Annotated in this window: 7 protein-coding genes; 2 read left to right on the top strand and 5 right to left on the bottom strand. The window is 70.3% G+C overall.

The window, feature by feature from the left end; translation table 11 throughout:
- The first annotated feature begins 145 nt into the window (after positions 1–145).
- Positions 146–565 carry an EVE domain-containing protein gene (locus GHC57_RS17955; RefSeq protein ID WP_170294961.1) on the top strand — a complete coding sequence of 140 codons (420 nt, stop codon included), beginning with the start codon at positions 146–148 and terminating at the stop codon, positions 563–565.
- Positions 566–573: 8 nt separating this feature from the next.
- Here the strand turns inward: GHC57_RS17955 and GHC57_RS17950 are convergent, their stop codons facing one another.
- On the bottom strand, positions 574–2,157 hold the full coding sequence (locus GHC57_RS17950; protein ID WP_211369239.1) for an alpha/beta fold hydrolase: 1,584 nt from the start codon (positions 2,155–2,157) through the stop codon (positions 574–576).
- A gap of 205 nt (positions 2,158–2,362) precedes the next feature.
- On the opposite strand from GHC57_RS17950, the gene GHC57_RS17945 reads away from it, so the two are divergent.
- Positions 2,363–3,022, top strand: coding sequence for a YiaD family glycine zipper/OmpA-like lipoprotein (locus GHC57_RS17945; RefSeq protein ID WP_153346838.1), 660 nt, complete (start codon positions 2,363–2,365; stop codon positions 3,020–3,022).
- Positions 3,023–3,049: 27 nt separating this feature from the next.
- On the opposite strand, the gene sseA is transcribed toward GHC57_RS17945, so the two are convergent.
- The 4 genes from sseA to GHC57_RS20495 all read right to left on the bottom strand — a co-directional run bounded on the left by sseA (position 3,050) and on the right by GHC57_RS20495 (position 9,466).
- Positions 3,050–3,904 carry a 3-mercaptopyruvate sulfurtransferase gene (sseA, locus tag GHC57_RS17940; RefSeq protein WP_153346836.1) on the bottom strand — a complete coding sequence of 285 codons (855 nt, stop codon included), beginning with the start codon at positions 3,902–3,904 and terminating at the stop codon, positions 3,050–3,052.
- A gap of 139 nt (positions 3,905–4,043) precedes the next feature.
- Positions 4,044–5,042, bottom strand: coding sequence for a cysteine synthase A (locus GHC57_RS17935; protein WP_153346833.1), 999 nt, complete (start codon positions 5,040–5,042; stop codon positions 4,044–4,046).
- 116 nt (positions 5,043–5,158) lie between these two features.
- Positions 5,159–6,697: a sensor histidine kinase gene (locus GHC57_RS17930; RefSeq protein WP_153346831.1), complete on the bottom strand. Its 1,539-nt coding sequence runs from the start codon at positions 6,695–6,697 to the stop codon at positions 5,159–5,161.
- Positions 6,698–7,204: 507 nt separating this feature from the next.
- Positions 7,205–9,466 (bottom strand): HD domain-containing phosphohydrolase, encoded by a 2,262-nt coding sequence (locus tag GHC57_RS20495; protein WP_153346829.1) that lies wholly within the window; start codon positions 9,464–9,466, stop codon positions 7,205–7,207.
- Between the last annotated feature and the right edge of the window lie 274 nt (positions 9,467–9,740).

Below are 9,740 nucleotides of genomic sequence, written 5' to 3'. Positions count from 1 at the left end.
GCCGGCCCTCTCCCCCACCCGGCCACCCAACGCCAGTATCCTATGGGTGGCCGGGTGGGGGAGAGGGCCGGTGCCGCTCGGCGGGTGAGTCAGACTCACCCGCCGCTGGTATAAAGAGGACCTCCGGCACAGGGAGACGCGCACCGTGGCGCACTGGCTGATGAAATCCGAACCCGGCGCGTGGTCGTGGGACGATCAGGTGCGGGTGGGCGTCGAGCCCTGGGACGGGGTCCGCAACCATCAGGCGTCCAACAACATGAAGGCCATGCGCCTCGGCGACACCGCGTTCTTCTATCACTCGGTGAACGAGAAGCGGATCGTCGGCATTGTGAAAGTGGTTCGGGAATACTACCCCGATCCGTCCGATCCCGCCGGCCGCTTCGGCATGGTGGACGTGGAAGCCGTGTGCCCCGTGCCGCACCCGGTCACCCTGGCCGCCATCAAGGCCGAGCCGCGCCTCGCCGACCTGTCCCTGATCCGCCAGTCCCGGCTATCGGTGATGCCGATCCCGGACGACGCCTGGGCGCTGTTGTGCGAAATGGGCGGGGTCAGCCCGGCGCCCTGATCCGACCACTACGCCCCGGTCACGATCGGGAACGTCACCGCCACGCACCACGCGAACACGAACGCCGACACCAGGGCCCCCACCCAGGGGTGCCCGGTGCGCCGCCGCGCCCAGGCGCTGACCAGCCCGAAGATGACGAAGAACAGCACGATCACCGGGAACAGGATGATGAGGAAGAACAGGCTGTTCAGGTCCAGGGCGATGGCCGGCACCAGCGAGGCCAGGAACAGCGCCTTGGTGGCCACGGAGGCCCCCCGGCCGCGTCCAGCCCCGCGCGTCATCCACTCGTCCACCAGGAAGAACGCCAGCGTGCCCAGCATCATTTCCGGCACCAGCCACGCCCGTTCCGCCGTCGGCAGGAAGTTGGCGACGAACAGGTGAATGGGCCCGCCCAGGCCGATCATGACGATCGCGGTCAACCCAAGCGTGGCCAGGGCGAACGCGCCCCACGAGACCCCGCGCGTCGGTCCCGCCCCGGCCAACGGCGCGCGCCGGTGCACCCACCACAGCCCCAAGGCGCTCAGGGCGCCGTACAGGGCGAAGTGCAGCAGCAGATAGTCCCCCACCAGCACGGGCAGCCAGTCCGTCGGCAGCGGCCACAGGATCAGGGGCGTCAGCACCGCCGGGGCCACGGCCACCGGCCACAGCCGCCGCCAGGGCAGGCCGGCGCCGATCGCCGGTCCGTCCGCCGCCACGACACGCGGCAACAGCGCCGTCGCCGGCCAGACCAGCACCACCACGGCCGCCAGCAGCACGAGCACCCACGACCCGCGCCACGGGGGCACCGGCTCGCCGCCGTCCGTGCGACCGAACGCCTGATCGATCCAGGCCACCGCCTCGGCGATCCCCTCGCGGCCGAACAGCACGCCGATGTGCTCCACCCCCGGCGAGATCGCCATGCGCCGTGCCGCGCCCGTGTCGAACGCGCCGTAGGTCGTGCCCCACTGCGGCGGGTCCGCGTCCGCGATCATGGCGACGACCCGTTCGGCCTCGTCCTTGAGCACCCCCGGTTCCAGTTCTCCCACAACGACCAGCAGGTTGGGCGGCACCTCGGCCGTCACCACGGGCGAGAACATGGAGACCGCGACCACGGCGGCATAGTCCGCAGCGGCGTCCCCGGCCTGCCGGACGATGATGTCCGACGCCATGGAATGCCCCAGCAGCGCGACCCGGTCGTGTCCGGGCGCCAGGGTGCGCGCGTGCGCCACCACGCGGTCCAACTGGTCCAGAAGATAGACCGTGGCCCCCGTTTCCTCGGTCAGGTTGCCGGGCAGCGGTCCGGGGTGTTGGCCGTGCCCGAGGGCATCGTATGTCACGGCCACATAGCCGGCATGAGCCAGCGCCACCGCATAGGACTGCATGAGCTGCCGAGACCCGGCGAAACCGTGCGCCACCAACACGGCCGGACCGGGGGCGTCCTGGCCTTCGGCGCGGTAGATCGTCACCGGCGTCCGCTCGACGGTCGCGGTGGTGATCTCCAGCCCGCCCAGGGGCGACAGCAGGCGCGTCATCGCCAGCACGATGGCCGCCAGCGCCAGCAGCGCCACGACCGCCTTCAGAAGGCCCCAGCCGGGGCGGGTCGGAGATGTCACGGATCCAGTCCTCGCCATGGTCTTGCCCTACCGAACTGTTACGCGGCATCCGCATGGCAGGATCGGCCGGAACGGTCAATCTGTGCCGCCCCATGCCCCTGACGAATCCGGGGGCATTCGGGTGCAGTCCCCGTCTTGCCCTCACGCTCCGCCCCCGCGACAATAGGCGGCGTTTCCCCCCCGTTCCATCCATCGGAGGCCCCTGATGCAGACCCGCCTTACCGCCACCGTCGCGATCGTCTCGGTCGCCGGCCTGCTGATGGCCGGCTGCAACACCACCGGCAACTACAACCGCACCGCCACGGGCGCGGGCCTCGGCGCGCTCGGCGGGGCGGCGGCCGGCGCGGCCATCGGCGCGGCCGTCGGCGGCAACGTGGGCCGTTCGGCCCTGATCGGCGCGGGCGTGGGCGTGCTCGCCGGGGGTGCCGTGGGCGCCTACATGGACAGCCAGGAGCAGGAGTTGCGCCAGGATGTCGCCGGCAGTGGCGTTCAGGTCCAGCGCCAGGGCGACAGCCTGCTGTTGACCATGCCGTCCAACGTCACCTTCGCCGTGGATTCGGCCCAGATCTCGCCCGGATTCCAGCCCACGCTGCGGCAGGTGGCCCAGACGCTGCGGAACAACCCGAAGACCTATATCCAGGTCCACGGCCACACCGACTCCACGGGCAGCACCAGCTACAATCAGGACCTGTCCGAGGACCGCGCCCAGGCCGTGACCCAGTTCATGATGAACCAGGGCATCATGCCGGAGCGGCTGTACTGGCAGGGCCACGGAGAGACGCGTCCGATCGCCACCAACGACACCCCACAGGGCCGGCAGCAGAACCGCCGGGTCGAACTGCGCATCATCCCGCACACGGCCTGACCTGAGGGCCGGCGCACGGCCCACCTGTCAGCGCGTCACGGGCAGGTCGGTGCGGTCGCCCCACTCGGCCCAGGAGCCGTCGTAGACGGCGATATCGTCGCGCCCGAGGCGGTACAGGGCCAGCGCCGTGTAGCACGCGGTCACCCCGGAGCCGCAGGACGTGACGATGGGCCGGGTCAGGTCCAGCCCGGCGGCCTCCAACTGGCGGCGGATCTCGTCGGCCGGAGCCATTTCGTTGTGCGGCCCCGTCTGCAGAACCCCGAACGGCGCATTGAGCGCGCCCGGCATGTGCCCGGCGCGGGCGACGGGCCGGGGCTCCTCGCCACCGCCCTGGAACCGCTCGGCCGAGCGCGCATCCACCACCTGGGCCGTGCCCGCCTCCAGGTGCCGGGCCACCGCCGCCGCGTCGGCCAGCAGGGCCGCGTTGACGCGGGCCGTGAAGTGGCGCGGCGTCACATGCGGGATGCGATCATCCACGGGGCGGCCTTCCGCCTCCCATTTGGGCAGGCCGCCATCCAGCACCGCGACGTCCGTATGCCCGAACGCGCGGAACATCCACCACACCCGCGCGGCCGCGCAGGCCCCGCCCACGTGGTCATAGACGACGATGCGGTGGCCGTCGCCCAGGCCCAGCGTCCGCACCCGCGACGAGAACAACTCCGGGCTCGGCATCATGTGCGGCAGCGGCGAGTCCGGATCACAGATACGGTCGATGTCGAAGAACACAGCCCCGGGAATGTGGGCCTTGGCGTATTCCTCCGCCGGGTCGCGGGGGTCCGCGGGCATGAAGTGGCGGGCATCGACGATCCGGACGTCCGGCGCGGACAGGTGGTCGGCCAGCCACGCGGTGGTCACCAGGGCGTCGGGCAGGGCGTTCGGCATGGCAGGTTCATCCTTGCAGGAAGTCAGGTGTTGAGAGGACAGCACGGGTGCTCCGGGGCTCATACGGGCCCGACTGGGCCGGCGCCGCGAAGCGGCGGAGGCGATGGAACGGACGAGTCCCGTTCATCGCCGATCAGTATCAGGCCGAAGGGTCGGCGGGCATCCAGGGTGGGACGGGGAGTCCCTTGTCGCGCAGAAAGGCGGGATTGAAGATCTTGCTCTGGTAGCGCGCTCCCAGGTCGCACAGGATCGTCACCACGGTGTGGCCCGGTCCCAGCGCCTCGGCGACGCGCATGGCGGCGGTCACGTTGATGCCGGACGAACCGCCCAGCACAAGGCCATCGTGCTGGACCAGGTGGAACAGCGTCTCAAGGGCGTCGGCGTCGGCGATCCGCACCGCGTCGTCGATGGGCGCGCCCTCCAGGTTGGCGGTCACCCGCCCCTGGCCGATCCCCTCGGTGATCGAGGTGCCTTCGGCGCGCGGCTCGCCCTCGGTGATCCAGGCGTGCAGGGCCGACCCGTGCGGGTCCGCCAGAACCGTACGGATGGCCGGGTCGTGGGCCTTCAGCGCGGACGATACGCCGGCCAGCGTGCCGCCGGTGCCGACGGCGCAGGTGAAGGCATCCAGCCGGCCCCCGAGCTGGCGGACGATCTCCGGCCCCGTGGTGCGGCGATGGCCGTCGCGGTTGGCCACATTGTCGAACTGGTTGGCCCAGAAGCCGCCGATCTCCTCCGCCAGCCGACGCGACACATGGACGTAGTTGCCCGGGTCCTTGAACGGTTTCGCGGGGACAAGCCGCAGGTCGGCCCCGCACATGCGCAGGGTGTCCTTTTTCTCCTGGCTCTGGGTCTCCGGCATGACAATGACGGTCCGGTAGCCCAGGGCGTTGCCCACCAGGGTCAGGCCGATCCCCGTGTTGCCGGCGGTGCCTTCGACGATGGTGCCGCCGGGCTTGAGCAGACCGCTCGCCTCGCCGTCGCGGACCAGCGCAAGCGCCGCGCGGTCCTTTACGGAGCCGCCGGGGTTCATGAACTCGGCCTTGCCGTAGATGTGGCAGCCGGTCCGCGCCGAGGGCCAGGACAGGCGGATCAGGGGCGTGTCGCCGATGGCGGACAGGAAGCCGTCTCGGATATCCATGGGGGGCGGGCCTTGCTGGGCGAGGGAAGAAAGAGGGGCACCGGATCCGGGCCTTTTTTTGAGGTAACGCGCCGCGCCCCCGCGATCAAGGTCCCGGCGCCGCAGTCGCTCCGGCGCTAGGACGCCGCCGCCTTCATGTCCACCGCCTCGCGCGGGCCCTTCGCCACGTGGACGAGGCGCCCGCCCCCGCCGCGCGGGTCCTCGATCAGCCGCTGTCGCCGCAGGGTCAGGATATGATGCACGCCGTGCACATGGCGCAGGATGCGGGCCATGAACGCCTGAGTCGCCGCTGCCGCGCCGTGTCCGGACAGCCGGTCGCGCCAACGCTCGCCGTCGAACAGCAGTTCATCGATCTCCGCCAGGGTGCCGAGAGGGTCCCCATCCGCCTGCATCAGGTCGGCGATGACGTCGGTGTTCTGGTGCATGAAGGTTCGGTAGGCGCCGATCTCCTCGGCCAGGAACTGGGCCTCGTCCTGCGCCACGCTGGGGTCCGTGGGCCGCCGCAGCAGCGTATCCGAGATGTTCTCCAGACGGGAGACGATGCGGACGTGATGCGTGTGCAGCTTCTCCTGGAACGCGCGCCGGGACATGCCCCCCGACGGCGGCGCACCCGCGCGCGCGCGGCCCATCTTGCGCAGGCGCACCCAGACCACGGCGCCGCCGTCCTCGCCCGGGCGAATGCCGATGGCGCCGCCGTGCGCCTCGATCACGCGCTTGCAGATGCTGAGGCCGATGCCCTCGCCCTCCACACGGTCGTCCGGCACGCCGCGCCGGAACAGGGCGAACACGGCGCCGCACTGGCCGTCCGCGATACCCATGCCGTTGTCCCGGACCTCGATCATCCAGGCGTCATTGGGCTCGTGGCGGAAGGTCACGTCGATGCGCGGGGGCGCGTCCGGCCGGGCGTACTTGATGCTGTTCGCGAAGATGTTCTGGAACACCCGCACCAGCCGGTCCGGATCGCCGTGCACCACCGGCCCATCCCCGGAAAAGCCCAGGGTCGCCCCCGTCTCCTGGATCAAAGAGCGCAGGTTGTCCGCCGCGCTGTCCATGCACGCGCGGATCGAGACGGTCTGGGACAGGTCCAGCGCCTTGGTGGAGCGCGAGTAGTCCACCAGGGCCGTAATCATGGCGTCCAGCCTTGCCGCCCCCGCCTGGATGAACTGCAGGTACTCCCGCACATCCGTCCCGGCCTGGCCGTCCATGCGCCGCTGGATCAGGTTGGCGAACCCGCTGATGGTGCGCACGGGCTCTTTCAGGTCGTGCGCCATGATGTGCGACAGGTCGTGAAGCTCGCGCAGATCCCCTGCGTAGAGTTCCTCTACCGATACATGATCCGAAATGTCCGTGAACATCAGCAGGATCAGGTCCCCGGCCATCGGCGCGGCCGTCACCCGATAGGACACGATACTGTCGGAAACGTTGGGGACCGCCATGTCCGCAACCGACAGATCGCCCGCCAGCAGCGCCCGGGCGCGGCGGACATTGTCCTCGGCCTGCACCACCGTGAACACGGACCCGCACGGCGACTCGAGCTCGACGACCCCGAACCGGATGCGGAAGGCCGTGTTGATCTTGCGCAGCCGCCCTTCTGGATCGACCAGACAACAGGGCAGGGAAAGATCATCCAGACGAATACTGTGCAGTGCCCACATGGCTCCCCCCAGGCGCCGCAGTAAACGACGAAAGGCGTCGCCAATCAAGGAAGGATCGCCGCCCCCAGTTTTCCAAGAACGATTTCAAGGAGCAACATGCTTATCTTCGGTTGTCTTTGCCGGTCCTGGCACACGCTTTTCCGGTCTTGGTGCGCGCCCGATCCCGCTGGCCCTGTCCCCGCCCGCGGGGCGGACGGGGCAGCAGCAGTTCTCATTTTTTTTGCCCGCGCGGCCTCCGAAATGAACGGCTGTGAGCCCCAGGCGCGAACCGGACTCCCTCCCCTGGATAGGGGAGGGCTGGGGTGGGGTTGAAACAATGCCCGTGGGGTTGAAATAAATTCCGTGGGATTGACGCGGCTCGCGTGATCCGTGCGGAAATGAACGCGCCCCCCTCCCAACCTCCCCCCCGAAGGGGGGAGGAGAACAGGCCGACACCGGCCGCAACCGGTGTTCTCCCTCCATCCTGAGAAGTGCTGACGGGGCGGGACACATCACGCCGTTGCCCCCTTACGACTCATTGGCGCAAACCCGGTCGGGCGCCCGACGCCACCGCTCCGCGCCGCCCCGGTTCTCCATGTAGTTCATCAGCGCCGCGACCGGCCGCCTGTCGTACCGCACATCGACTCCGTCCATCAGTTCCCGCAACGCCGCCTCCACCGTCATGGGACCACGGAACGCGCGCGGGCTGACCATGCCGACGAAGGCGTTGGCGACCATCACGATCCGGGCGGGCGGCAGGATCTCCTCGCCTCTCAGGCCGTCCGGATAACCGCGCCCGTCCCAGCGTTCCTGAAGCTGACGCAGGGTCTCGCCCACGGGCAGGTCGAAATCCACGCCGCTCAGCAGGTCGGCGGTCTGGACGACGGAGGCCCGCACGGTGTTGATCTCCTCTTCCGTGATCGGGCCGGTCCGGGTGAGAATCTCCTCCGGCACCAGGATCTTGCCCACGTTCATCAGGTTGCCGGCGAAATCGACGGTGCGGCAGACCTCGTCCGACTCGCCCATCTCGCGGGCGATGGCGACAGCGAGATCCGCCACCCGCGCCGAATGATCCGACGAGAACGGGTCGCGGCGGTCCACCAGCCCCACCAGGGTGCCGACCAGGTCGCGCAGAATGCCCTCGCGACGCTGGCGCTCGCCGATCAGGTCCGAGACGTCCTGCAGCACCATCAGCACCGTGTTCGGATGGTCGCGTGTGGCCGCCAGCGGAATGTGATCGGACTTGATGATGCGCTCTTCGCCGTCCCGCTCCATGGCGGCGAGATCATGCACCGGCGCGCCGTCCCGGTGCGCGCGGGCGTTCAGGTCCTGCAGCCGCCGGGCGGCGTGCGGTCCCATCACCTCGCCCAGCGTGCGCCCCACCAGCGCCTCGGGGTCCAGCCCCGAGCCCCAGGCGGCCTGCGCGTTGGCGAAGGTATAGCGGCCCGCCTCGTCCACCGCCGCGATCGCCGTCGGCTGGCCATCGGTCACCACGCGCACGAAGGCCATGGTCTCCCGCAGGCGGTCCGCGGTCAGGCGGTAGCGGCTGGCGAGATCGGCCACGCGCACCGAGACCCCGTGCCGCCATAGCGCCAGCACCCCGCCCAGCACGCCGAGGATGACCAGACCCAGGACCACCAGCAGTGTTTGCAGGCGGGCATCCGTGGCCCCCAGGGCCTCGTCCTCGGACACGGTGGTCAACAGGAGCCAGTCGGTCAGGCGGACCGGGCGGCTGGTGAAGAGCACATCCGTGCCGTCATGCCGGCGACCGCTGGCGAACAGGCCGGGCTCGCGCGTGGCGATCGCCGCCGCCAGATCGGGCGTGTCCAGCGCCAGCAGCGTGGAAAGCGCCTTGGTGCCGTCGTCCACGGGCGAGAGGTAGCGGACCGCGCCGCCCTCGGGCCGGACCAGATAGGTCTGGGCGCTGCGCCAGGGCGTCACCGGCTGGCGCAACAGGCTCAGCACCGCTTCGTCGAAGGGTCGCACACCGATCACGAACCCGATGACCGGGCCGCCGCTGCCGGCGTCCTGGTGCACCGCGTACAACGGCACCGCAAAGCCCAGCACGGGCGCGCCGGTCGGCCCGGGGACGGGGCCGTGAACGACCACCTGGCCCTGGCCCGCCTCGGCCAGCGCCGAGCCGAACCCGTCCGGCAGACGGGCCGGCATGGTCTCGCTGGCCGCGAGGCGGTCGCCGGCCGTGTCCACCACCGCCAACCCGGCCCGCTCCGGCACGGCCACGTTGGCCGGCACGCGACCCGATCGCCGCGCGGGCACGAATCCGGTCTGGTCGGCCGTGGCGTTGAGGAGCGTGCGCAGGAACGCGCCCTCGACCACCTCCGGGCGGGCGGCCGTGTCCCGGCGCCCGGGGTCCGCTTCCGGGTTCGCTTCCGGGTCCGCTTCGGTCTCCCCGCCGGCATCGCCCTTCAGGGCCATGACATAGAGCTGAACGCTGGGATTGTCCGCCAGACGCGACAGGATGGCCGCCTGCTCGCCCAGCCATTGGGACACCGCCCCGGCGCGGCCCTCGGCCACGATCCCCAGGCGCACCTGCCAGTCCTGCAGGGCGCGGGACCGTTCCTCCTGGACGAAGGAGACGACGAACCAGCCCCCCGCCAGCCCGGCCAGCACCAGAAGGGCGACCACCAGACCCATGGCCCGGCGCGCCCGACGCCCGGCGACCGCATGGGCATCCTCGGCGGCGGCCGCGTGACCGTCGGCCGCCATGGCCCCACCAGACGACACCGCGCGAGCGGACCCGCCTCCGCCCCCGGCTTCCTCCGTGCTCACGTCACCCTCCCCCGACTGCGCGCAAGTTTGACCCCGTCATCATCGTGCAATGAGGGCAACGCGGACGCAAGCCGACGCTCCAGGACGCCACGGCAACGGGCTGAAGTTAACATGACGGCACGCTCCGCGCTGTCGGAGCAGGGCTCTCGAGATCCCTCGTCTCGCTTCGCTCACTCGGGATGACATCCTAAAATTATGGCTCAGTTTGCGTTAGATATGCATGCTGGTTGTTTGGGCGAGATAAGTCCGGCGATGCATGCCAGGATTGCACGGG

The sequence above is a fragment of the Roseospira navarrensis genome (assembly GCF_009601025.1).
Taxonomy (GTDB): domain Bacteria; phylum Pseudomonadota; class Alphaproteobacteria; order Rhodospirillales; family Rhodospirillaceae; genus Rhodospira; species Rhodospira navarrensis.
The sequence above is the reverse complement of the archived record's forward strand: the minus strand, read 5'-3'. Positions and strand labels throughout refer to the sequence as shown.

Coding starts and splice junctions, on each gene's coding strand:
- GHC57_RS17945 (WP_153346838.1), top strand. CDS start 2,363: ATGCAGACCCGCCTTACCGCCACCGTCGCGATCGTCTCGGTCGCCGGC.
- GHC57_RS17935 (WP_153346833.1), bottom strand. CDS start 5,042: ATGGATATCCGAGACGGCTTCCTGTCCGCCATCGGCGACACGCCCCTG.
- sseA (WP_153346836.1), bottom strand. CDS start 3,904: ATGCCGAACGCCCTGCCCGACGCCCTGGTGACCACCGCGTGGCTGGCC.
- GHC57_RS17930 (WP_153346831.1), bottom strand. CDS start 6,697: ATGTGGGCACTGCACAGTATTCGTCTGGATGATCTTTCCCTGCCCTGT.